The organism is Haladaptatus pallidirubidus (assembly GCF_020700235.1).
Lineage (GTDB): Archaea > Halobacteriota > Halobacteria > Halobacteriales > Haladaptataceae > Haladaptatus > Haladaptatus pallidirubidus.
Genome location: NZ_CP085301.1, coordinates 2,290,339 through 2,312,981, shown reverse-complemented (window position 1 = coordinate 2,312,981; position 22,643 = coordinate 2,290,339). Strand labels below are relative to the sequence as shown.

The 22,643-nt window shown below is 60.6% G+C and carries 19 protein-coding genes; 7 read left to right on the top strand and 12 right to left on the bottom strand.

Annotated elements, in window-relative coordinates; genetic code table 11:
* Nucleotides 1–79 precede the first annotated feature (79 nt).
* Nucleotides 80–1,234 carry an ABC transporter substrate-binding protein gene (locus LIX15_RS12545; RefSeq protein ID WP_390184930.1) on the bottom strand — a complete coding sequence of 385 codons (1,155 nt, stop codon included), beginning with the start codon at nt 1,232–1,234 and terminating at the stop codon, nt 80–82.
* 163 nt (nt 1,235–1,397) lie between these two features.
* On the opposite strand from LIX15_RS12545, the gene LIX15_RS12540 reads away from it, so the two are divergent.
* Nucleotides 1,398–2,543 (top strand): hypothetical protein, encoded by a 1,146-nt coding sequence (locus LIX15_RS12540; RefSeq protein ID WP_227773525.1) that lies wholly within the window; start codon nt 1,398–1,400, stop codon nt 2,541–2,543.
* On the opposite strand, the gene LIX15_RS12535 is transcribed toward LIX15_RS12540, so the two are convergent.
* On the bottom strand, nt 2,509–3,786 hold the full coding sequence (locus LIX15_RS12535; RefSeq protein ID WP_227773524.1) for a TIGR00341 family protein: 1,278 nt from the start codon (nt 3,784–3,786) through the stop codon (nt 2,509–2,511). The two genes, LIX15_RS12540 and LIX15_RS12535, sit on opposite strands and share 35 nt — an antisense overlap.
* A 30-nt stretch (nt 3,787–3,816) precedes the next feature.
* Nucleotides 3,817–6,603: a PAS domain S-box protein gene (locus LIX15_RS12530; RefSeq protein ID WP_227773523.1), complete on the bottom strand. Its 2,787-nt coding sequence runs from the start codon at nt 6,601–6,603 to the stop codon at nt 3,817–3,819.
* Between the two features lie 79 nt (nt 6,604–6,682).
* Between LIX15_RS12530 and LIX15_RS12525 the strand changes: the two genes are divergently transcribed.
* Nucleotides 6,683–8,410, top strand: a complete 1,728-nt coding sequence (locus tag LIX15_RS12525; RefSeq protein WP_227773522.1) for a MutS-related protein — start codon at nt 6,683–6,685, stop codon at nt 8,408–8,410.
* Nucleotides 8,411–8,441: 31 nt separating this feature from the next.
* Here the strand turns inward: LIX15_RS12525 and LIX15_RS12520 are convergent, their stop codons facing one another.
* Nucleotides 8,442–8,906, bottom strand: a complete 465-nt coding sequence (locus LIX15_RS12520; RefSeq protein ID WP_227773521.1) for an SHOCT domain-containing protein — start codon at nt 8,904–8,906, stop codon at nt 8,442–8,444.
* 153 nt (nt 8,907–9,059) lie between these two features.
* On the opposite strand from LIX15_RS12520, the gene LIX15_RS12515 reads away from it, so the two are divergent.
* The 3 genes from LIX15_RS12515 (at nt 9,060) to LIX15_RS12505 (ending at nt 12,617) form a co-directional block, all read left to right on the top strand.
* Nucleotides 9,060–10,394, top strand: coding sequence for an oxidoreductase (locus LIX15_RS12515; protein WP_227776882.1), 1,335 nt, complete (start codon nt 9,060–9,062; stop codon nt 10,392–10,394).
* A gap of 62 nt (nt 10,395–10,456) precedes the next feature.
* Nucleotides 10,457–12,334, top strand: a complete 1,878-nt coding sequence (locus LIX15_RS12510) for a DEAD/DEAH box helicase (RefSeq protein WP_227773520.1) — start codon at nt 10,457–10,459, stop codon at nt 12,332–12,334.
* Between the two features lie 55 nt (nt 12,335–12,389).
* Nucleotides 12,390–12,617 carry a CDGSH iron-sulfur domain-containing protein gene (locus LIX15_RS12505; RefSeq protein ID WP_227773519.1) on the top strand — a complete coding sequence of 76 codons (228 nt, stop codon included), beginning with the start codon at nt 12,390–12,392 and terminating at the stop codon, nt 12,615–12,617.
* Between the two features lie 32 nt (nt 12,618–12,649).
* On the opposite strand, the gene LIX15_RS12500 is transcribed toward LIX15_RS12505, so the two are convergent.
* From LIX15_RS12500 to LIX15_RS12485, 4 genes are all read right to left on the bottom strand, one after another.
* Nucleotides 12,650–13,966 (bottom strand): threonine synthase, encoded by a 1,317-nt coding sequence (locus LIX15_RS12500; protein WP_227773518.1) that lies wholly within the window; start codon nt 13,964–13,966, stop codon nt 12,650–12,652.
* Nucleotides 13,963–14,724 carry an HpcH/HpaI aldolase family protein gene (locus LIX15_RS12495; RefSeq protein WP_227773517.1) on the bottom strand — a complete coding sequence of 254 codons (762 nt, stop codon included), beginning with the start codon at nt 14,722–14,724 and terminating at the stop codon, nt 13,963–13,965. The genes LIX15_RS12500 and LIX15_RS12495 overlap by 4 nt, the downstream gene beginning before the upstream one ends.
* A 69-nt stretch (nt 14,725–14,793) precedes the next feature.
* Entirely contained in the window at nt 14,794–14,985 is a 192-nt protein-coding gene (locus LIX15_RS12490) for a hypothetical protein (RefSeq protein ID WP_227773516.1), read from the bottom strand.
* 680 nt (nt 14,986–15,665) lie between these two features.
* Nucleotides 15,666–18,632: an FAD-binding and (Fe-S)-binding domain-containing protein gene (locus LIX15_RS12485; RefSeq protein ID WP_227773515.1), complete on the bottom strand. Its 2,967-nt coding sequence runs from the start codon at nt 18,630–18,632 to the stop codon at nt 15,666–15,668.
* Between the two features lie 370 nt (nt 18,633–19,002).
* On the opposite strand from LIX15_RS12485, the gene LIX15_RS12480 reads away from it, so the two are divergent.
* The gene (locus tag LIX15_RS12480) at nt 19,003–19,302 is read left to right on the top strand and encodes a PadR family transcriptional regulator (RefSeq protein ID WP_049972199.1); all 300 of its coding nucleotides are present in this window, start codon (nt 19,003–19,005) and stop codon (nt 19,300–19,302) included.
* On the opposite strand, the gene LIX15_RS12475 is transcribed toward LIX15_RS12480, so the two are convergent.
* Genes LIX15_RS12475 through LIX15_RS12460 form a run of 4 tightly spaced genes read right to left on the bottom strand, consistent with a single transcriptional unit; the run spans nt 19,299 to nt 22,016 of the window.
* On the bottom strand, nt 19,299–19,946 hold the full coding sequence (locus LIX15_RS12475; RefSeq protein ID WP_227773514.1) for a winged helix-turn-helix domain-containing protein: 648 nt from the start codon (nt 19,944–19,946) through the stop codon (nt 19,299–19,301). The two genes, LIX15_RS12480 and LIX15_RS12475, sit on opposite strands and share 4 nt — an antisense overlap.
* A 46-nt stretch (nt 19,947–19,992) precedes the next feature.
* On the bottom strand, nt 19,993–20,382 hold the full coding sequence (locus LIX15_RS12470; protein WP_227773513.1) for a hypothetical protein: 390 nt from the start codon (nt 20,380–20,382) through the stop codon (nt 19,993–19,995).
* Nucleotides 20,383–20,415: 33 nt separating this feature from the next.
* Nucleotides 20,416–21,141 (bottom strand): DUF7530 family protein, encoded by a 726-nt coding sequence (locus LIX15_RS12465; protein WP_227773512.1) that lies wholly within the window; start codon nt 21,139–21,141, stop codon nt 20,416–20,418.
* A complete protein-coding gene (locus tag LIX15_RS12460) occupies nt 21,138–22,016 on the bottom strand; it encodes an NAD(P)H-binding protein (protein WP_227773511.1) in 879 nt (292 codons plus the stop codon). Before LIX15_RS12460 ends, LIX15_RS12465 begins: the two co-directional genes overlap by 4 nt.
* 79 nt (nt 22,017–22,095) lie before the next feature.
* Here LIX15_RS12460 and LIX15_RS12455 point away from each other — a divergent pair, with 79 nt between their 5' ends.
* The gene (locus LIX15_RS12455) at nt 22,096–22,575 is read left to right on the top strand and encodes a DUF456 domain-containing protein (RefSeq protein WP_227773510.1); all 480 of its coding nucleotides are present in this window, start codon (nt 22,096–22,098) and stop codon (nt 22,573–22,575) included.
* Nucleotides 22,576–22,643 lie beyond the last annotated feature (68 nt).

Here is a 22,643-nt window from a genome sequence, read left to right as displayed (position 1 = left end):
GATGAACGCGAGTGCGATGCCCACCGTACTCGCGTCGTTTGACGTGCGATACACTGACTGCTTTACCGTCGGTTTCGCTTTAGCCGCTGACGATGTCGGCCACCTTCTCGCGGTCGAACAGCGGTTCCGAAACATCGTACACCTGTTTCGCTGCACGGTCGGTGATGACGAGGTTCGTAATCGGCCCCTGATAGAGCGGGCCGCCACGATACACGTCGCCGTTTTTGACTGCCGTGAGTTTGCTCGCCACGTTGTGGTCCTTCATGAACGAGACGACGGTGTTCTGGAACTCCTTCGCACTCTGTTGTTCGTGCCCACGGAGTAGGAGTACGTCGGGGTCGATTTCGAGTAGTGTCTCGTAATCGACCTTCCCGCGGTTGGCGTGGAAATCCTGAACTGAGGTGTTGGCGAGTGCGTCGCGGACTTTTAGGCTTCGCCACTGCTTGAAACTGGTTCCCTCTCCGATGAGGTAGGGAAGGAAGGATTTCGGCTGGTTGCCCGTCGCCCACATGATTGCGACCTCCGGGCGGTCTTCTTTCTTCTTCGGAACGACCGACTCGACGTTCGACTCGAACTCGTCGTGGAGCGACGCAAACTTCTCGTATCGGTCGGTTCGCTGGAACACCTTCGACAACTTCTCGAACGCTTCGTACAGTGAGTAGTACTTGTAATCTTTGTGGAAGTCGTAACTATGCGAGAAGATGCTGTTCCCGAAGAATGGGGCGACTTTCTTTTTGATTTCGTCGATGTCGGACTGGTTCCAGCCATCGAACCGGTTCATGAGGAAGTTCGGGTCGATGACGTGAATGTCGGCGTCCAACTCGTAGAACAACTCCTTGTTCACGCCGTCCGAAGAGAGGTCGCGCATGCCGCTTTTATCGACCGAGACACCCGGAATGTCGTCGTAGTACTGGGTGTGGTATCGACTCGTCAGCCACACCGCTTTCGGCGGTTCGAGCCCGAGCGCGACGCCCATGTCGGCCCAACTGCCGTTGTTGGCGACCCACGTTTTCGGAACGGACTCGAACTCCACTTTGCCGACTGGTTCCATCGATACCGAGTACGGGCCAGACTGCGTCGTCCCGTCACCCGTGCCAGTTCCGTCGGTACTCGTCTGTTTACCTTCGCCGTTACCGTCGGTACACCCGGCAAGCAGTGCCGCGCCAGCGACGCCGCTTCCCGCGATGAATCGTCGCCGGGTGACGGTTTTCGACTCGTCTGCTTCCATACTCATGTTTTAGGCTTACCTAAAGATACGTAAAACTTCCCATTTTTCGGCGGGCCTAAAATGCTCTCTGCGTTTTCCCGATGATTTTTCGTTTCTCCCGCTGAACTTGACGGTCGAATTTCAAATACTCCCCCGTCGTACTGCGTACCGAGAATGGGGAGACGACACGATGGAAAATCAAGGCGACAGAGAGCGACGGCCAGCGACGCGCTCGACGTTCGGCGGACGATTCAGGACCATGGGCAGACGACGCTTCGTTTCGACACTTCTCGGGGCCGGATTTGGTTCGATGGCGACGCTACTCACGCCGGACGACGTGAAAGCGGCGGGTCGGAACGAGGTTCCGCTCGTATACGCGCACGAAAACAACCTTAAGCCGCGAACGACGATGGTTTCAGCGGATTGGTTCGAAGACCTCCGCTCCGCCTTCGACGCCCACCGCAGACTCAACGTGGCTTCAACACCGGGCGTCGTCGGGAGCGCCGTCGTTCCGGGGGAGTTCGGCGGCCGAAACGCCGCGCTCTCGGTCGACGTAACCGGAAGCGAGGTCGGTGGCGCGGTTCCGGAGCACGTCGGCGACGTGGCTGTCGAACTGAACCGCGTCGGATCGACTCCGTCGGGAGCGACCCGCAACGACCGGTCGGATTCGTTCGGTGGGAAACTAGTTCCCGGTGGTGTCAAATGCGGCTCCCGAGACTCCGCCGGAACGCTCGCCCCCGCGATGTACGACGGAACGTCCCCGTTTTTCGCCACCTCAAACCACGTTTTCGGCGGCGATGCCGAACAGCACAGCGGCGAACCGTTCTTCGTCCACGGCGACGGCGATCCGCGGAAGATCGGCGAGGTTCGAAGAGGCTACCAACTCGACGATTTCGTCCGCATCGATCCCACGGGCGGATTTCGACCGACGAACGAGATTTTCGGTGCATCACCGTCCACCGTCGTCGGACAGTTCACGCGCGAGGGGCTTGCCGAACTCAAAGCGCGCGGTGAGAAACTGGAAAAAGTCGCGTTTCGGTCGGGCCACTCCGACGGACAACTCCACGCTATCGACGGACTGACCTGCGCCTACGGAAAGGTGTGCAAGCGCGGTCAACTGAAATGGGGGTCACAGTCGGATTTCACCGACGGCGACAGCGGAAGCGTCAACTACCATACCGACCCGGAAAATCCGGAATCTGGCGTTCTCGTCGGCGGGTTCAACAACGCCCGGACGTGGTGGCCCGGCGAGGATTACATCTGGGGAACGTCGGCCTACCGAATCACGAACCACTACGGTTTTACGTTCTCACCGTTGACCGCTGGCTCTCGGTGAACTCCACTTCGACTATCGTCTGTCCGTCGAGTCGCCCAGCAATTTCGCTCGCAAACCGTTCGGACAACTGCGGATATGGTTCGTTGGTCGGGCGACGGACGACGACGGTGATCTCCTGACTGTTGTCGAGAACTCCCATGTCGTCGAATTCGACCTGTATTTTGACGAGTTCAAGTTGCTGGTACCGGTCTTGTTCGAGTACGGACTGAACCTCCTCGTTGACGGCGTTTTCCGTCTGCATTTGCTTGGTCATCACCAGTCCCGACCCCGAAAGGGCGGCGAGCAGGACGACGGCGGCAACGAGGGTCGGGGCCGCCTTTCGAATCGTCGTTCCTTCGACCGGTCGATAGCCGAGTATATACAGCACGCCACCGCCTGCGGCGTTGATGGAAACCGTGTTCACGACCAGTAGGACGAACGCGCCGAGTGCGATAACTGGCGGCCCCCACGCGAGTCCGATTCCGACCGCTGCCGCCGCGGGGATGAGCGCCGCGGCGATCATGACACCGACGAGCGAAACCGGCAAGGCAGTTGCGAGGCCGAGCGCCCCTGCCGCCCCTGCACACAAACCGACCGCCACCGATAGAAAGCCGGGTGAAATGCGCTGACTTATCTGATTCACCGTCACCACGTTGAGCGACGGCGGGATGAACTGTGCCGATTTCAACGCCCATCCGAAAATCGTCGCGCTGACGATAGCGACGCCCAGCCCAAGAATCTGCGAGCGTAACCCGTCGATAATCATGTGGCGGTCGTTCAGCACGAGGCCGACGCTCGATGTCATCGCCGACCCGACTTGCGGCGCGATGACCATCGACCCGACCACGATGGCGGGCGAGTCGAGCAGGAGTCCGGCGGTGGCGACGATTGCCGAGAGAACGGTCATCGCATAGTACGTCACCGGACTCGGATTCATCCCGAGCGCTTTCGTGCGGATTTCGTCAGTGGCGATGCTGTCGTCCTCGTCGCCACCCTTGACGAACTTGTCCTCTAGTTCCTCGATGTTCGACGTCTGTGCCGTTTCCACGCTTCCGATGACGGTGTAATCGTCGGAGAGACCTGCATCTCGAAGCTCGGAGAGAACCCTGTCAACGGCCTGCGTCGGAAGCGGAAACTGGACGATGGCCGAGTTGTCGCCGTTGCTCTCTTCTCGCGTGAGGACGTAATCGATACGCTCGTCGTCTAAAACGGCGAGAACAGCGTCCCGGCAGTCGTCCGGAACGAGGGCCTGAATGAGACGCATGGCGAAACAACCGACCCGGTAATAAAAACTTCACCGATCGAAGAACGTTCCGAGCAGTTTCGACTGCGCACGTCGCAGATGTTGGTGAAACGTCGGCGGTGACACCCCCAGTGACGCCGCCACGTCTTCGCCCGTGCTGTTTCGCGGCCATTCGAAAAACCCGGCGAGATAGGCGGTCTCCAACGCCGCCCACTGACAGTCGGTCAGCGATTCGTCCAACGTCGTTCGGAACTCCGTCACGGTCGGTTCGGGCTTTTCCCGTTCGCGCTGTGCGACGACGCGCACGTCCGGATACATCTCCCGAATGGTTTCGACCGTCCCCCGAACGTTCGCGGTCGTCGGGAGTTCGACGACCGCCCGCCCGCCGTCCTCGTCTGCTTCCGCGCTCGCAATCGTCGCCCCCCTATCCGCCAGCGCCGTGACGAACGGCGCTCTTTCGTACCGGAGTTCGATGACGCACTCCATTTCGGTTTCGTGGAGAATTCGACTGTCCGCTATTTGCTCAAACTCGGACACCCAGTCGAGAACGTCCGAGGATTGCGCATCCGACACGGTTACGAAGCAAAGGAGCGAGCCGTCCGACGTGAGTGTGGTTCCGAGCAGGCCGAGCTCACATCCGACCTCCTGCGGTAGTTGGACGAAGAGATTGTCCGCGTCCTTCGATTCGATTTCCACCTCGACCACGCAGTCCGAGACGAGCGCCTTTCGACTCTCGATTCCGGCAATCGCGAGTCCGATGGTTTCGCCGAGTTCGGCCAGCACCGCCCGTTCACGCGAATCGAACGCGCCGGTTCGATTCGCGTGAACGACGAGAACGCCGTAACAGGTCTCGTCGTACCGAATCGGGATGGCAGCGAGCGACCGAAAACCCTTATCGAGTGACGCCTCCCGCCACGATTCGAACGTCGGGTCGGTGGCGGTGTCCGCAATGACGACGACGCTTCTCGTTTCTAAAGCCTTCGTCGCCGGTCCGCGACCCTCGTCGTCCGGTCTGATAACCGATTCGAGGTAGCGCTTTCCATCCTCGTCCCCGGCGTGTGCGACCGGATGAACGCTTTTCGAGTTGGCGTCGTACTCGCCGACCCACGTGAACTGATACGGTTCCACCGTCACTAACCGTTCCGCGACCGCGGATTCTATCTCTCCTCGATTCGTCGCTTGCACCAGCGTTCGGTCAACGTCGCGGATAACCGCGTTGATGCGGTTGAGTTCTTCTAACTCCTCGCGGTGCTTTGAGAGCGTCTCTTCGCGCTCGGCCCGGTCGAGTGCCGATTGCACGTTGGCCGCCAGGATTTCCGCTAAATCGTGGACGTGCTCGTCGAGTTCGGTTTCGAACACCGACCCGGCTAAGAAAACACCGTGGTCGGCCAGCGGCAGTATGAGTTCCGTTTCGACTGGCGTTTCCGGGTTGTATCCCCGTGGCTCGTCTTTCAGGTCTTCGAAGACGGTTGCTTCGCCGGATTCGAACACCGACCACGCCAGCGCGCGTTCGGCCTCGAATTCGGGTATTTCGTCCGGTATCTCCTCCGTTTGCTCCGTCACGACGGCGGGCCGAAGGACGCACTCCTCGGGGTCTACGAGATAGATGCCACAGAGCGAGAGGTCGAGTAATTCGCTCGCCGCCGACACCGCTATCTCGCAGATTTCTTCTTTCGTTTCCGCCCGCATCAGGTCGCGCGTCGCCGAGCGAAGCCTATCGAGGTTTCGCTCGCGCTCGTTTCGCTCCGATACGTCCTTAAAAATGGCGTGGAGCACCTGCTGGTCGCCGAACTCCGCTACGTTCGAACTGACTTCCACCGGAATCTCCGTTCCGTCCGGTCGGGCGATTTTGACGCCGGTCGCATCTTTCGTGACGCCGCCGCGTTCCGCGTGTTGGTCGAAGATATGTCGATAGAACGCGCGACGTTCGGCGGGGTGAATCTCCGAGTGGTGCATCCCCACGATTTCGTCCCGCGGGCGTCCGAGGAGGGTTTCGGCGGCCGGATTCGCTTCGACGATGGTGCCCGTTTCCGTGTCGGCGACGAGAAGCGCCTCCGGACTCGTCTCTATCACTTTTCGATAGCGCTCGCGCGACTGTTCGAGTTTCGCTTCGACCCGTTTTCGCTTCGAGATATCGCGGATGATTCCGGTAATCGCTCGCTCACCGTCGTACTCTCCCTCGCGGAACGACAGTGCGACCGGAATTTCGCCCCCGTTTCGATGTTGGGCGGTTGTCTCGACGTACTCCCAATCGACCTGTCGTTCGCCAGTTTCGACGTATCGAGCGAGCGATTTCCGGTATGTCGATTGCAGTCGCTTCGGTATCAGTTCCGTCAACGGGGATCCGACGAGGTCGTCCGGTGCGTAGCCGAAAATACGCTCGACGCCGTCGTTGGCGCACTTGATGATGCCATCCTCGCATATCCTGACGATAGCGTCCGGCATCCCTGCGAGTAGCGCCTCCGTCCGCGACCGCGCGTGTTGATCCCGATATTGCTCGATTGTGCGCTCGATTCGGTGGGTCAACAGCTCCGGTCTGTCGGGCCGAACGCAGTCGGTCGCATCCCCCGCGAGAACGTCAGCGATAACGGTTTCGTCGTCAGTGAGGACGAGAACTGGGAGGTTCGAATCGTGTTTACGAACCGTTTCGAGAGACGACCGCGCATCGTAGTCGGGCGGTGCGTGTTCACAGAGAATACAACCGACCGTTCCGAGGTTGTCGACGATTTCCCGTTCCCCTGTCGCTCGTTCGACATCTCCCGAATTCCCTATCTCGACGTGGCTATCGCCGATATGAAGGATTCGCGCTTCCAATTTGTATTCTGACCTAGAGGGCATAATATTATTATTCGACTCACCGTCTTTATCTTTCGGTCGAACGGGAATCGTTAATACCGACGGGTGTCAGCCGACAGGTATGAGGTTGGAGGATTACTGGGGCGTGGGACCGAAGACGAGCGACCTGCTAGAAACCGAACTCGGGGTCGAACGGGCGATTCAGGCCATCGAAGCGAGTAACGTCCGCGTTCTGTCGAATGCGGGGCTGTCGAGAGGTCGGGCGACTCGGATACTTCGACAGGCCAACGGCGGCGAGGGGATGGCCGTGCTGGCGACCCGGGACACCCGGTCGGTGTACAAATCGCTTCTCGACCTCGCCAGCGACTACGCGGTGACCCCCGACGCTGGCGACCGGATTCGTGTCATGACACCGGTTCGTTCCCCCGAAGAAGCGGCTGACCGACTCGATTCGGTGATGGACGCCGTCACGTCGTGGGACGACCTCTCCGACGTCGAGCGCGAATCGGTTCTCGCCGCGTTCGAACAGTACGACGGAAGCGAACGAACTGCCGTCGAGACAGCCCTCGCACTGCAGACGACCGGAACGACCGAGGGGGCGTTCGCCCCCGTCGCGGACATCGACTCCGACGCGCTCAACGCCGCGGTCGGTGCGGTCGGCAAACTCGACGGCGGCCGGGTTGCCGAGAGTGCGGACGACGAACTCGACCGCCGCCGCAAAGCGTTGACGGCGGTCGAACGACTCGAAAGCGGGGCGATAGACGTTCTCGAAGCGGTACAGTCAGGAAACGTACGAAATCCGGACGAGTTCCGGGAAAGCTACGTCGAACACGTCGCTCACGAAACCGACATTGATCCGCAGCGAATCCGCGATGCGACCGTCGGGGAGGCAAGCGACGCCACCGACTTCGTCGGCGGGTCGCTCCGCGAACTCGTCGCCAAACAGCGAACCGTCGTCGAGCAACGCGAATCGACGGTCGTGGCGGAACTCGAAACCAGAATCGAGGACGCCCGCGACTCCATCGACGCCGCGGTTTCCGCTGTCAACGACCTCGCTGTCTCGCTCTCGCTCGCCAGGTTCGCGGACGAATTTTCCCTCACGCGACCCGAGTTCGTGGACGAGGGATTCGCGGTCGAAGACGCGCGAAACCTGTTTCTCGTCACCGGGACCGGAGACGTTCAACCTGTCACCTACGGAATCGGTGAGCACGGCGTCGCCGGGCCGCCGAAAGGCGATCGGGTTACCGTCCTCACCGGCGCGAACAGCGGCGGGAAAACGACCCTGCTCGAAACGCTCTGTCAGGTCGCCCTGCTGGCCCAGATGGGGCTTCCCGTGCCCGCCGAGCGCGCACAGATTTCGATGTCGGACACCATCGTCTTCCACCGGAGACACGCCAGTTTCAACGCAGGGGTGCTAGAATCCACCCTTCGAAATATCGTCCCGCCGCTCACGAACGACGGACGAACCCTCATGCTCGTGGACGAGTTCGAGGCGATTACGGAGCCCGGAAGCGCGGCCAACCTCCTGCACGGACTCGTCAGCCTGTCGGTAGACCGCGGGGCGCTCGGCGTCTTCGTCACCCACCTCGCGGAGGATTTGAACCCGCTCCCCGACCAAGCCCGCAAGGACGGTATCTTCGCAGAGGGGCTAGACGACGACCTTGAACTGCTCGTGGACTACCAGCCGAGATTCGACACGGTCGGGAAATCGACACCCGAATTCATCGTCTCGCGCCTCATCGCCTCCGCGAACGACCGCAGCGAACGCGCCGGGTACGATATTCTCGGGCGGGCAGTCGGTGAGGCGGCGGTTCAGCAGACGCTGAGTTCGTGGGCCGAAGGGGAGTAGACGTGGTAAAAGTAGTCAAATCGGATTTCGGCTATTCTCGCTCCCGAAGGCGTTCGCGTTCCTCCGCACGAAACCGGTCTTCCACGTCCTCTATCGTTTCGGTTTCCATGAGCCGTTCCAGTTTGCGCTCGAACTGGTCGTCCGTGAGTTCACCGTGGGCGTATCGGTTTCTAAGCGTTTCGAGGGCGTCTCTGTTGTTCGGTTCGGTCGCTTCCGCGGAATCTTCGGACTTCGTCGATTTTCCACTCCCGCCCGACCAGTCCCACATGTCGTCCCACCAGTCGTCGTTCCACATCGCGTCCCACCAGCTTTCGTCCGCTTTCTCGTCCTCGAACAGGAGGGCGACCACCGGAACGATGACCATGTAGCCGAGGAGCATGGCCGCGAGCCACCAGTCTTGCCCGGTGATGAGAGCCACGAGCCAGAATCCCGTGACCACCGTGGACGTGATTTCCGTCGCTTTTTCGTAGAGGCGTTCACGGGGCGTGTCGCTCATGCGTGGTGGTTTACTGCTACTAGTTATAAAGTATCACCTTTGCTATGGTGCCGAACGACCGCGAGTGACAGGGTGGGCAGGCCGCTGGCCTGCCCGCCCGCCGCCACCTCCCCACAAACCTTTACCCCGAAACCCGCCGAAGCCAAACGCAACGTGGCCGAACTGGAAGATCCACTCGAAATCGCGGGCGTCGAACTACCGAATCGACTCTATCGCGCCCCGCTCCTCGAATGCGCTGGTAACGGTCCGGACGCGGTTGACGCCCTGATTCGGGAACTCACACCCGCGGCCGAGTCGGAAGTCGGGCTTATTTGTCAGGGTGCAACCATCGTTCGCGGGGAGGGTGGCTGTGCCGCGCCGGGGATGACGCGGGTTCACGACCCGGCGTTCGTCTCGAAACTAACCCGACTGACGGACGCGATTCACGACCGCGGAAGTCGAATCTTCGTCCAGTTGGAACACGGCGGTCTCCGGAGCATGGAGACGTGGCACGCGGGCTATCGCGCGGAAAATTCCGACTTGCGACAGCTCGCCGTCTCGCGCCCGCCGCCAGTGCTTCGGGCGCTCGACCGCGTTGGATTTCTTTCCTACGACGCGCACGTCCTCGGCACGGCGGAGGTGTACGACCTCGCCGAAGATTTCGGCAGAAGTGCCAGCTACGCCATCGATGCGGGCTACGACGGAATCCACATCGCCGGGGCGAACATGGGCATCGTCCAGCAGTTTCTCTCGCCGTTTTACAACCGCCGAACCGACGAGTTCGGCGGGTCGCTGGCCGAACGAACTCGGTTTCTCGAACTCGTCCACGACGAGATTCGGAGGCGAGTCGGCCCGGACGTGCCGATTATGACGAAGGTGCCCGCCGAAACGACTGCGCCGCGGTTCGTCCGAAAGCACCTTTCGCTTTCCGATGGCGTTCGAATCTGCGATCGACTGACGGCGATCGGATTCGACGCGCTCGTTCCCGTACAGGCCTCCGTGTTCTGGGACGCGAGCATCGTCCGCGGTGCGTTCCCGGCTTGTGCGTGGCGCGACGAGCGATTCCGCGAGGGTTACGCTGACGCGTTCGGAAGCAAAACGCGGGCGGGAATGGTGGCTTTCCTCAACTGGTTTCAGTCCAAAAAGTACGACTTCGACTCGGCGTGGAACCGTCCGTTCACCAGTCGAGTCGCGAGTCGAGTTTCGGTACCGGTTCTCGCGGAAGGCGGCATTCGAAACCGAGACGAAATCGACCGGCTGCTCGGAGGCGGCGACTGCGACGCCGTGGGGATGGGTCGTCCGTTTTACGCGGAACCTCGGCTTCCGGCCCGAATTCTCGGCGAACGGAGCGAAGAATCGAAACGGTCGGCAATCTGTGAGAACTGCAACAACTGTACCGTCCCGCAGGCGACCGGTGCCCGCGGCGTCTGCCGAACCCCGAGCGTCCTCGAAAAACGCGGCGAACTGCGGAAAACGGGTGCTTACGGCGGCGAACAATCCGACGGCTGAGCCGTCCCGATGGGCAACTAGAGTCGTAACGGGTATTCCGCCGGGGAACCAACCGTGAGGCAGTGACCGACGAGGATTACGGAATTTCTGACGTGTACGACGCCGTCGAGGACATCGGGCGTCCGGTGCTCACCGCCGACGAAGTCGCTCGGGTGCTCGGCTGTTCACACGAGGAGGCAAATCGCGTGCTGGAACGCCTCGCCGACGAACGGGAGGTCGTCCGCCTCGACGTGGAACGCGATCCTGTCGTCTGGTTTCCGACCGAGTGGGAGCGGCTGGCCGACCGGGAACGAATCGTCGTCTTTCCGAAACGGCGGGAAATCGTCGCCGACCAGCCGCGACAATTCACGCGGGCGCAACTCTCTCAGTTCGCGCACCTGACGGATACAACCCGCGAGGGTGGCTACAGCTATCGAATTCGACAGGAGGACATCTGGTCTGCGCCCTACGACTCGCTCGACGATTTGATGCGAACCGTCCGGCAGGTGCTTCCGGAGCCATCGCCAGACATAGAGCAGTTCATCGAACAGCAGTGGAAACGCGCAAAGCAGTTCCGACTCTACACGCATGAGGACGATTACGTGGTTCTCGAAGCCGCGAGCGACGACCTGATGGGAAACGTCGCCCGGCAGAAACTGGACGACAGTCATCTGCGCGCCCCGCTTTCAGACGACGAGAGCTGGGTCGCCGAGGAGAAGGTCGCCGAGGTCAAACGAATCCTCTACGAGGCGGGGTACCCGGTGCAGGACGAGCGAGATTTGGAGACCGGCGACGAACTGGCCATCGACTGCTCGCTCTCCCTGCGCGACTATCAGCGCGAATGGGTTGAGGAGTTTATCGACCTGAAATCCGGCGTTCTCGTCGGCCCGCCGGGAAGCGGAAAGACGGTCGCCGCGATGGGCGTTATGGAAGCCGTTTCGGGTGAAACCCTGATTCTAGTGCCGAGCAGGGAACTCGCCGGACAGTGGCGCGACGAACTACTGGCTCACACTTCTCTCTCCCCCGAACAGGTCGGCGAGTACCACGGCGGCGAGAAAAACGTTCGCCCCGTGACGATTGCGACCTACCAAACCGCCGGGATGGACAGGCATCGCCAACTGTTCGACCAGCGACGGTGGGGACTCATCGTGTACGATGAATGTCAGCACATTCCCTCCCGGGTCTTTCGGCGGAGCGCGAACCTTCAGAGCAAGCATCGCTTGGGACTGTCAGCGACACCCGTCCGCGAAGATGACAAGGAAAAGGACATTTTCACGCTCATCGGGCCGCCCATCGGTACTGACTGGGACGCCCTGTTCGAGGCCGGTTTCGTCGCCGAACCCGAGGTCGAAATCCGGTACGTCGGCTGGGACGACGAGACGTATCACGGCGACTACGCCAACGCGGGCCAGCGCGGCAAGCGCCAGATAGCCGCGTCGAACCCCGCGAAGGTTGACGAAATCCGGTACCTGCTGGCCGAACACCCCGCCGCGAAAGCCCTGATATTCGTGGAGTATCTGGAACAGGGCGACGATATTTCCGACGCGCTCTCCGTTCCGTTCATCAGCGGCCAGATGCCGCATCCGGAGCGCGAACGACACCTGCAGGCGTTCCGTGACGGGCGTCTCGACACCCTCGTCGTCTCCCGCGTCGGCGACGAAGGAATCGACTTGCCCGATGCCGAACTCGCAATCGTCGCGTCGGGACTCGGCGGGTCGCGGCGGCAGGGCGCCCAGCGCGCAGGGCGAACCATGCGCCCCGCCGGACGCGCCCGAATGTACGTGCTGGCGACCCGCGGCACACGCGAGGAGGAGTTCGCTCGCCAACAGTTGCGTCACCTCGCGTCGAAGGGAATCCGGATTCAGGAATCGGTCGCTGAGGAGACGATTGTCGAGGAAAGAGCCGCTGAAGAAACTCTTTCCGAGGAGACGGTCACGGATAAAACGACTCTAGACGAATAATTCTCGGAACCTGATCCACGCCGAAGTTGAAGTGTCGAGGGCGACAATCCCGTCCATGGCCCGCGAAGTCAGACACACCGCGACCAGTCCGCGGATAATCGATGAGGACGATATCGACGCCGAGAAGGGTGACATCGCAATTTGTCTCTGCGGACTGTCGGCGGCGTATCCGTTCTGCGACGGGTCGCACCAAGCGACCCACGACGAGGAGTCCGGCAGAGTGTACCGCTACGAAGACGGTGAACGCCGCGAAATCGAGGAACTGGTTTTCGCCGACGAATAACGACGCCTTGCGACCGGCCGCACCCGAGCCAGCTACGCGTCCGAAACGAGCGACCGAACGCGTCCTGCGAGTTCGGAAAGCGGAACCGACCGCGGAGCAGTCGGCGATGCCGACTGCTCCCGGAACCCCGTCCCGGTTGCAACTGCGACGACGCGCTCGTCCTGCGAAATCTCTCCGGACTTCGAAAGGTGACGAATCCCCGCCAGTGTGGTCGCGGCGGCGGGTTCGACGCAGAGACCCGCACGGCGAGCGAACTGCCGTTTCGCGTCGAGAATCGCACCGTCGGACACTGACAGCACCGCACCGCCGATTTCACGAACCGCGGCGAGGACGCGGTTGCCGCTGGGAGGGTCGGAGTTGGCGATGGAGTACGCGATAGTGTCCCCGCCCTCGACGGAGCGAACTTCGTCGGCATCGGCACGAAACGCCCGCGCAATCGGGTCGCAGGCGGCGGCCTGCACGAAGTACAGTCGCGGAGCCGAGTCGAGTAGGTTCGCCTCGCGGAGTTCTCGGAGCGCCTTCCAGATGGCGCTGGCGTGACCGCCGCTGCTGACCGGCGCGACGATTGCGTCGGGAGAATCGGACGAATCCGCCGATTCGCCCGATTCCGAAACCTGAATTCCGGGGCCGGAGCCGTCGAACGGAGACCCCGCGGGGTCTCCGTGAGCGGTCGCAAACGCCTCGCAGATTTCGTACGCCGTGGTTTTCTGGCCCGCCACGCGATACGGCGTATCGGAGTTGACGAACCGAACGCCTGGCAGTTCCAAACTGTCGTAGTAAAGTTTCCCGTACGCTCCCTCGACCTGCACGAGTTCCGGGTCGTACTGGTCGATGTGTCCGAGGCGCTCCGTCGGAATGTCGTCGGGCACGAGCACGAGGCAGCTCACACCAGCGCTGGCCGACATCGCGGCCATGCTCATCGCCATATTTCCGTGCGAGACGGTGCCGACCCAACTGCCATTCGCATCTGCACCTACGCTCGATTCGAGGGTGTGGGCGACGCCCACCGCACTGCCGCGGTCTTTGAACGTCCCCGTCGGATTGGCGCTCTCGTCTTTGACCCACAACCTGCATCCGGCGTACTCGTCCAATCGCTCGGTTCGAGCGAGAGGTGTTCCGCCCACCGCCGCCCCGACGCCTGGTAGCGGTTCCGTCGGAAGCAAATCGGCGTAGCGCCAGAGTCCGGATGTTGGTTCCTGTTTCGGTTCCAATTCCGACTCCGATCTCGTCCGTACGAATGCTGGCCACGAAAAGCCGGTCGCGTCGGTTTTCAGCCACAGCGGTTCGCCACATGCGCAGCGCGCGCCGTTTTCCGTCTCGTTGCCGCACCGATAGCAGACGAGGGTCATCGAGGCAGTTCCTCGTACCCTTGCTTTGCGCGTTTTGCGCCGTCCATTAGATAGTCAGCGTCGATGCCGACGACCTGAAAGTCGAAGCCGATTTCAGCCCATTTCTCCACGTCTGTCGGGTCGAGTGCGATGGTTCCGACCGAGGTGTCGGATTCTCCGACGGCGTCCAAAACAGCGGAAATCTCGGTGTCGAGGGAGTCGGTTTCACCGAACCGTCCTATGGATGCGGAGAGGTCTGCCGGGCCGACGAACAAGGCATCGACGCCATCCACCGCCGCAATCGAACCGGCGTGTCCGACGCCTTTTGCGGATTCTATCTGCACCATCACGAGTAGTTCGTCGTTCGCGCGTTCGAAATACTCCTCCAGTTCGAGTCCGTACTTCGCGGCCCGCGACCCGGCGACGCCTCGCTCCCCTTCCGGCGGGTAGCGTGTCGCTCTGACCACTGCACGGGCCTGTTCCGCCGTTTCGATCATCGGAACGATAACACCGGAAACACCGGTGTCGAGAACGCGTTTGATTCGAGTCGGATCGTCATCGGGCAGGCGGACGACTGGTTTCGTTTCGCCGCTTGCCGCATCCACCGCCCGCGCCAGGTTTTCGACGGTTTCGAGCGACATGGAGGAGTGTTCGGCGTCGAGGACGACGAAGTCAAATCCGAGTTCGGCACTCATCTCCGCGACGGCCGGATGGCCGATTGTTACCCACGTCCCAACAACGGAGTCGCCCGCCCGCACTGCCTGCCTGAGTTCACTCATGCTTCATCGAATGCTCGGGAGACAAAAATAGCTATTCGGTTAGTGGTGTGGGTTTCGTCGGTGTTTCGCTCAGTCTCCTCCTGTCACGCTGTAAATGACGAACAGATAGCCAATCGTCGAAACGCCGTAGTTCACCGTCAACAGCATACGACTGTTCTCGAAATCGTACAGAAACGCGCTGAAGGTGGTCGCGATTGTCGCCGCCACGAGAATCGAAAAGCCAATTGAGAGGACGAGCATCGACTGGCGGTTAGTCTGCAAATACGCCGCATCGACAGTCCCACCATAGTAAGACCGGTTGCCGCGAGAACGACACTGAGTACGATATAGGTGATTTCGATAACTTGCATCTGGGAGTTGTCCCTCGGTGTACGTCACCTACAATTCAGGCAATAAATTTAAAATTATTCAATACTGCAGGTCAGTAGTTGGACTGGATGTGTAATTGATAATTTCGCCAGTGAATCGAGCTGTTCGACACACGATGCACCACTCGCGACGACGAGTCCGCGTGACACTTTTTCGACAGCAGATTCGTCAACGGAAACACTGCGGTCGTAATTGTTGGATTTGTAGCCGAAACTTCCGGCCATGCCACAGCACTCCACGTCGGTCGTTTCGACTCCGTAACCCAGCTGTTCGATGACGACGGCGATGTACGGTTCGAAGCCGAGTGTTCGCGCTTAACAGTGGTCGTGGGAGGTGACTCCCCGTTCAGATTCGGAACCTAACTCCGAGACCGTTTCATTCCCAATGCGGGTTCGTGATGGTTTAAGGGCACCTGCTCGAACTCAGCCATCGTCGTCCGGGTGAATCCGACATCGAGTTCCCGCAAGGAGTCCCGGAAACCGAGGCAGTGTCGGCAGACATGTCACAACGTGGCGCGTTCTCGAATAAATAGTTACGGACGATTGTGGGCAGTGGTGCTGGACGTCAGCGAGTTACGAGTGGTGTAGGGCCGCCGCGACTTTCTCGATTGGGTGCGGCGGACGCGTCCCGCGGCCTTCGAGTTGGGTTCGGCAGGATGCGCCGGGCGCGACGACGGTTTCGGCGTCGCTTTCGTCCACCTGTTCGAACAGGATTCTTCCGATTGCCTGCGAGAGGTCGTACTGTTCGGCCCGGTAGCCGAAACTTCCCGCCATACCACAGCATCCCGAATCAAGCGGGTCAACCTCGTAACCCGCACGCCGGAGGACGCCGACCGCGTGGTGGTCTTTGCGAATCGCTTTTTGGTTGCAGTGGCCGTGGTAGGCGAGCGACTCGCCTCTTTTTCGAAACCGAATTCCATCATCCAATCGCTTTATGTCGATAAACTCGCAGACACCGAAGGTGTTCTCCGCGACCGTTTCAACCGCCGAACCGGAAAGCAAATCGCGGTACTCATCCTGAAACATCACCGCGTCGGAGGGTTCCACGAACACCACCGACCAGCCGTCTTCGACGCGATTTTCGAGATCCGAAACGTTCGTTTCGGCCCGCTCGCGCGCGCTGTCGAGGAACCCCTCGGAGTATGCGGCCCTTCCACTCGGTTCGAGATCATCTGGAATTTGGATGTGAACCCCCGCAGCTTCGAGAACGCGAACCGCCGCCTTTCCGGGCTCCGGATAACTGTAGTTCGTGAACGTGTCGGGAACGAGTAAAACCCGTTCGACGGCGAATTCGGAGCTAATTCGCGGCCCCCGCGATTCGAACCAGTCAGTGAACGTTTCGCGGGTGAAGCGCGGTAGGTCGCGTTCTGCGGCGATTCCGAGCGTCTTTTCGGCGAGCAATCCGGCACCCGGAAGTTTCGTGGCCCAGTTCGAAATCGGCGCGAGCGCGCTTCCGAGGGCGGAAGCGCGCTCCGCCTCGGCGAAAAACCTGTCGCGTATGCTCGCACCTCGTTTCCGATGACTGGCGTGTTTCACTTCGGCTTTTAACTTTGCGAGATCGACGCCCGTCGGACAGTCGCGGGCGCAGCCCTTACAGCCCAGACAGAGGTCTAACACCTCCTCCTGAAATTTGTCGGAATACAGCTCTTCGGTCGGGATTTCGCCGCTGATGGCGGCTCGGAGGAGGTTCGCCCGCCCGCGCGTGGTCGTCATCTCGTCCTTCATTCCGCGGTAGGACGGACACATCGTTTCGCTCTCGGTCTGTCGACAGGTGCCACAGCCGTTGCAAAGTTCGACGAGGTGCGAGAAACCGCCCTCTTCCGAGAAATCCTGCACCGTCCTCGGTTCGATGGATGAGTATTCGGGGCCGTATCGGAGGTGTTCGCGCATATCCGCTTCATCGTCCTGAAAGACGACTTTTCCCGGATTCAGCCGCCACTCCGGGTCGAACGCGGTTTTGAGCTCCGTGAACGCCTCCCAGAGTTGCGAACCGTACAGTTTCGGGTTGAACTCGGTTCGGGCGAGGCCGTCTCCGTGTTCGCCCGAAAACGACCCGTGGTGGGAGAGAACGAGCGAGGTCACGTCCTCGGCGATTGCGTGCATCGTCTCGATACCGTCTCCCTCTTTCAGGTTCAAAATCGGTCGAATGTGGAGGGTTCCATTCCCGGCGTGGGCGAAGTAGGCCGCCGTGGTGTCGTGGTCGTCAAGAATCGCCATAAACTCCCGGACGTACTCGGCCAGTTCTTCGGGCGGAACCGAAGCATCCTCGATGAAGGGATACGGTTTCGGGTCGCCTTCCATGCTCATCAGGAGCGGAATCGCGGCCTTGCGGAGCTTCCAGAGGCGCGCTTGGTCGTTCTCGGAGTAGGCTTCCAGCACGTCGAAGGCGTCTCCGGCGTGGACGAACTGCGCGTTCGTCTCCGCGACGGCCGACTCGAAATCCGAGTGGAGTTCGGAATCGAACTCTAACATTAGTCCGGCCTCCGCCTCCTCCGGAATCGGTTCGGCGTACTCCGCGAATTCGGTCGATTCGCGGGCCAGACGAAACACCTCGTCGTCCATCAACTCGACTGCGCTCACGTCGAAATCGAGCGCGTCGGGAACTGCCGACAGCGCCGAAACGAGGTCGTCGTAGCAGTAGAGCGCGAGCGCGGTTTCTTCGGGCCGAGTCACCAAATCGAGCGTCGCTCGGACGACCACGCCCAGCGTGCCTTCCGACCCGACGAACAGTTTCGAGAGGTTGACATACGTCTCGCCGTCGCGTTCGTATACGACTTTGTGGAGATTGTAGCCGCTGACGGAGCGTTTGAGCGTCGGATAGCGCGATTCGATTTCCGCTTCGTTTTCTTCGACCAGTCTCCTGACGGTTCGGTACAGTTCGGCTTCCCTGTCGTCTCTTTGGATTATTTCGTTCCACTCCTCGCCATCGACCTCGATTTCCCGGGTGTGGATGAGCGACCCGTCCGCCAGTACCACCTCCAGTTCTGCTGTGTAGGCGTCGGTGATGCCGTATCGAACCGAGTGCGCGCCGGTCGAGTTGTTGCCGATGCCGCCGCCGATGGTCGCCCGATTCGAGGACGCCGGGTCGGGCGCGAACTTCAATCCCCACTGCGCGAGGTGGTCGTCCAAATCGTCCTGCACGACGCCGGGTTCTACGGTTGCCTGCTGGGATTCCGGGTCAACGTCCACGATGTCGTCCATGTTGCGTGAAAAATCGAGCACGATACATCCCTGCCCGACCGACTGTCCCGCGAGCGACGAACCGGCCCCCCGCGGGAGAATCGGTGTGTCGAACTCCGCGGCGATGCGAACCGCCGCTTGCACGTCCTCGACGCACGTCGGAAAGACGACGCCGACAGGTCGGGCTTGGTAGATGCTCCCGTCGGTGGCGTACAGCAGTTGCGTATACTCATCGAAGCGAACGTCGCCATCGACGACGGAGCGGAGGTCGGACGCGAGTTCGGGGTGGGCGTCCGCGCGGTCGTGGTTGAGCGACTTTCGGTACGTCTCGAAGTCGGGATTCTCGTCCCGTGTTGCCATGCTAGATAAAAACATACATAACGACATAAATCCGATGCAGATTCCGAGACGCGATATCCAAAATACTAAACATGAATTTTCTCAGATAATTTTCGTAGGTTTGTTCGGTAGATCGGCGTCAGACGGCCGTAGTCGTGGTGTCACCGGGCGACGCAATTCAAATTTCGCGAGGTTCACTCGCGAGATGTGACGGCCGGGAAACTATCTTCGCAGTTTGGATAGAGCAGCAAACAGTCGTTTATACAACAATTCTTACCGACGTGGAAGACAGGATGAGGGAGAGTACAAACCGCAAGCAAGCGGTCGGTTACCCTCGATTTGGCCATCACTCTTTTGTCTATTGCATGAATCTGTAGTATTAGGGAGAACCATGCACGACCTGACTGGTTTCCAGCGAGACCTGCTGTACGTCATCGCTGGACTAGACGAACCTCACGGACTCGCCATCAAAGAAGAACTCGAAGCCTACTACGAAAAGGAGATTCACCACGGGCGACTATACCCGAATCTCGACTCGCTAGTGGATAAAGGACTGGTGGAAAAGGGCCAGCGCGACCGCCGAACGAACTATTACACGCTCACTCGCCGCGGCGCGCGAGAAATCGAAGCGCGGCGGGAGTGGGAAGAACAGTACGTCGGCGAAGACGTTTCTCAAACCCAGACCGTTTAAGGAGAGAGCGCGGTGCCGATAACGGCCGCGTTTAACGCTTTAACGTTGCCGAAAACCGGATTTGCCTCATCGAGAACGTAGCTATTGCCGGATTCTACGAGTATACCGAGATTCGCGAGTCGTTCGACGTGCATCCACACCGATTTTTTGGACAAGCCGACGAGTTCGTGGAGGTCATCCTGCGTAATGTCTTCGTCTGCATCCATCGAGAGCAACGCGTCTAGCATCAAACGAACCGCCTCTGGACTGGCGATGTCGCGGAACCCGTCCTCCGCTCCGTGTTCGTCGGCGCTGACGCGCAGACGCTCCGCGGTCTGCGCGACGACGCTTTCCGAATTCGGACGGTACGCCTTGTTCTCTTCCCGAAATACCCCGAGTTGGACGAGGTCATCCAAACGTTGCTCGACGGTCTCCTCGCTCTGGTCGAGTTCGTGCGCGAGTTCTTCCGCCTCCCACTCACCGCCCGTCGCGGCGGCGAGGCGAACCAATCCTCGGGTGGCGGTGTCTCGGGTTAGAAAGAGCCATCCTGAGGGGTACGAAAGCCGTGCCTCCCGAACGCCATCTTCGTCTGCGAGCTCCCACATCTCGTCTTGATTGTGGGCGGTGCGGAGAGTCCAATCGTGGGCATCTGCGTGAAGCGCCATTGGTTTTCATCTGTGCGTAAGGGTATTTAATCTTGCACTCTCCTCGTCAGGTCGGCGTCGATTCGCACGAAACCGTCCACGTCAGGTCAGAGCAGTCGGTAAGCCGACGATACATGGCGAGTAAACCGGCTGAGCGCGTATCCGGGAGCACGTGCAATTCAACCGATTGGTACCTGACGACGACACGAAACGTCGTATCTCGGTCGTGGTCGCGGACGAGATACATCGGTACCGGTAGGTCGAACCAGTCGCCGTAGGTGTACGGGTCGGACTCCAGCGTCTCCTGTACGAGGGCGGTAAGGCGCTCCTCGGAGCAGTCCGAACCGGGCGACAGGCGAAAGATAGTTTCCCCCTCGTAACGGACGCCACCGCCGCGCGGATACGTCCGTCGCGGGCGGTGCGGAATCGAAAACGACGGGTCGCTATCGTCTACCATCTTCACGAAATATGCCGTCATTGGTTAAATAGTTCAGCCACGGGAGCGAACGAAAATCGCGCTTCCGGAGACGCATGTGACGGCGATGACGTGGCCGACGAGGGCGAAGACGAGCAAACCGTGGTCCCGGACGAACGGGACGAGGACGAGTTGAAGCAGTGAAAATCCGATAATCAACGCATCGACCTTCCGAAGTTGACTCCGAGTTTCGCGGTCGGTCGGACGACGAACAGCGACCCAGAATCCGGTGACGCTGGCCCACCACGCGGTTCCGATTCGGTAGCAGACGTCCCAAAGGATGAGCAGGGTGAGAAACACCGCTGGAATCGGTGGCTCGGTTCCGAGAATCGATTCGAGCAGCGGCGTACCTGATTGCCGAGGATTGTAGACGAACAGGTAGGTAACCAGTCCGACGTAGGACAGCAGGCCGAGAACGATCTCGATGCTCGACCCGAAAAGCAGTTTCCGGTACGTGGCTGGCGTCGACAACGTTCGAATCCGCCGCGCGATCGCGAGCATCAGCGCGCTTCCGGTAGTGGCCACGACGACCGCCGCGGTTCCTGCGGGGACGCCGTCCCAGAGGTCGTAGCGCAACGCGATGGCCAAGAGTAGCCCCTCGAAGAGGACGAACTGAATCGTCAGCGCGAGCCAGTCGGGAAGCGTGACGCCCGGAACCGCGTCCACGATGCTCTCGTACGTCCACTGGTACGGCCCCTGCTCGTCTTGGCTCGTCCGATTCGTCGGATTCGCCCGACTCATGCGACTGCCTGTCGGACTGCTTTCTCGACCGGCGTCAGTTCGACCGGGATGAGGGAACGAATCCGGTCGTCTTCGACCACCGTGCGCGTTTTCAGGCCGAGGATGAGCGGATGGGCGACATCCTTCGGCACGTCGGTCACGAGGTCAACCCAGTACGCCGACAGCTTCGGCGTCAGGACGGGAACCGGAACCATCGTCGCTTTCCTGTCGAGGATTTCACCCGTCATAAGCACCATCTCACCGTAAGTCAGCACGTCCGGACCGCCGATTTCGAACGTTTCGCCAGCCGTTTCCGGCGTGTCGAGAACGCCGAGGAGGTACGCGACGACGTCGTCGATGGCGATGGGTTGACACTCCGTTCTGACCCACTGCGGCGTAATCATTAGGGGTAGACGCTCCGCCAACTGCCGCACGATTCGAAAGCTCACGCTGTCCTCGCCGATGACAATGGCCGCCCGAAGAACGGTGATGTCGTAGTCGCCGTTTGCGAGGATGTGTTCCACCTCTCGCCGGGATGTGAGGTGGTCGGAAAGCGTCGTTCGCTCGCCGCCGAGTCCGCTGAGGTAGACAACGCGCGAAACACCGGTTCCGCGCGCCGCATCCACGAAATTTCTCGCCGCGCCGCGATCTCGTTGCATGAAATCGCCGTCCTCGCCCATGGAATGAACGAGGTAGTAGGCGGCGTCGATTCCCTCGAAAATTCCGTCAAGACTGTCACGGTCGTTCAAATCGCCTTTCACCACCGAGACGCCCATCGGCGGGTCGTAGGACGAGGGTTCGCGAACCAGTGCAGTCACGGCGTTGCCTTCCGCGACGAGTTCGGGCACGAGATGGCGTCCGACGAATCCAGTCGCACCGGCGACGAGTACCGTCATTGTCGATAGTCGGCACGCTATCGTTCAAAAGCTATCGGGCAACCCGTGAGGTTATGGCTTGCGAGTGTGATATTTTCGTATGGATTGGCTCTTCCTCGTTGCCGTCGCTCTGCTGTTCGCTGGCGTCCTCGGAAGCGTCCTGCCGCTTCTTCCGGCGGTTCCGCTGTCCCTCGGCGGAATCTACGTTTACTGGTGGGGGACGGGGTTTTCCGAACCGGGACTCCTGTTCGTCGCTGGCGCGACGATTGTGGGTGCCATCGCCTTCGTCGGGGAGCATACCGCGAGTGCCGTTTCGGCCAAAGCGAGCGGCGGGTCGCTCTGGAGTGCGGTCGCCGCAGGTGTCGTCGGCGTGGTCGCGCTGGTGGCCACCGGGCCGGTCGGAATGGTAATCGGCGTCGCGCTCGCTACCTTCACCGTCGAGTTTTATCGGACACAAGATGCGAAAAAGGGCGCGAAAACCGCAACATACGCAGTCGTTGGCCTGCTCGCGTCGGCGGTGTTTCAACTGCTCGTCACGGGGTCGCTCCTCGTTGGTTTCGTCGTCGCAGTGTCGGTTTGATGCAGGCGAAACACGACTCCAAGCGACACAAGGTTTCTTTGCTCACTTCGTCGTTTGACGGCCGGGGG

Excerpts from the sequence above, each read along its gene's own strand:
- LIX15_RS12465 (WP_227773512.1), bottom strand. The coding sequence starts at position 21,141 with ATGAGTCGGGCGAATCCGACGAATCGGACGAGCCAAGACGAGCAGGGG.
- LIX15_RS12480 (WP_049972199.1), top strand. The coding sequence starts at position 19,003 with ATGCACGACCTGACTGGTTTCCAGCGAGACCTGCTGTACGTCATCGCT.
- LIX15_RS12460 (WP_227773511.1), bottom strand. The coding sequence starts at position 22,016 with ATGACGGTACTCGTCGCCGGTGCGACTGGATTCGTCGGACGCCATCTC.
- LIX15_RS12535 (WP_227773524.1), bottom strand. The coding sequence starts at position 3,786 with ATGCGTCTCATTCAGGCCCTCGTTCCGGACGACTGCCGGGACGCTGTT.
- LIX15_RS12495 (WP_227773517.1), bottom strand. The coding sequence starts at position 14,724 with ATGAGTGAACTCAGGCAGGCAGTGCGGGCGGGCGACTCCGTTGTTGGG.
- LIX15_RS12485 (WP_227773515.1), bottom strand. The coding sequence starts at position 18,632 with ATGGCAACACGGGACGAGAATCCCGACTTCGAGACGTACCGAAAGTCG.
- LIX15_RS12520 (WP_227773521.1), bottom strand. The coding sequence starts at position 8,906 with ATGAGCGACACGCCCCGTGAACGCCTCTACGAAAAAGCGACGGAAATC.
- LIX15_RS12525 (WP_227773522.1), top strand. The coding sequence starts at position 6,683 with ATGAGGTTGGAGGATTACTGGGGCGTGGGACCGAAGACGAGCGACCTG.
- LIX15_RS12540 (WP_227773525.1), top strand. The coding sequence starts at position 1,398 with ATGGAAAATCAAGGCGACAGAGAGCGACGGCCAGCGACGCGCTCGACG.
- LIX15_RS12475 (WP_227773514.1), bottom strand. The coding sequence starts at position 19,946 with ATGGCGCTTCACGCAGATGCCCACGATTGGACTCTCCGCACCGCCCAC.
- LIX15_RS12500 (WP_227773518.1), bottom strand. The coding sequence starts at position 13,966 with ATGACCCTCGTCTGCTATCGGTGCGGCAACGAGACGGAAAACGGCGCG.
- LIX15_RS12530 (WP_227773523.1), bottom strand. The coding sequence starts at position 6,603 with ATGCCCTCTAGGTCAGAATACAAATTGGAAGCGCGAATCCTTCATATC.
- LIX15_RS12470 (WP_227773513.1), bottom strand. The coding sequence starts at position 20,382 with ATGGTAGACGATAGCGACCCGTCGTTTTCGATTCCGCACCGCCCGCGA.
- LIX15_RS12455 (WP_227773510.1), top strand. The coding sequence starts at position 22,096 with ATGGATTGGCTCTTCCTCGTTGCCGTCGCTCTGCTGTTCGCTGGCGTC.
- LIX15_RS12505 (WP_227773519.1), top strand. The coding sequence starts at position 12,390 with ATGGCCCGCGAAGTCAGACACACCGCGACCAGTCCGCGGATAATCGAT.
- LIX15_RS12545 (WP_390184930.1), bottom strand. The coding sequence starts at position 1,234 with ATGAGTATGGAAGCAGACGAGTCGAAAACCGTCACCCGGCGACGATTC.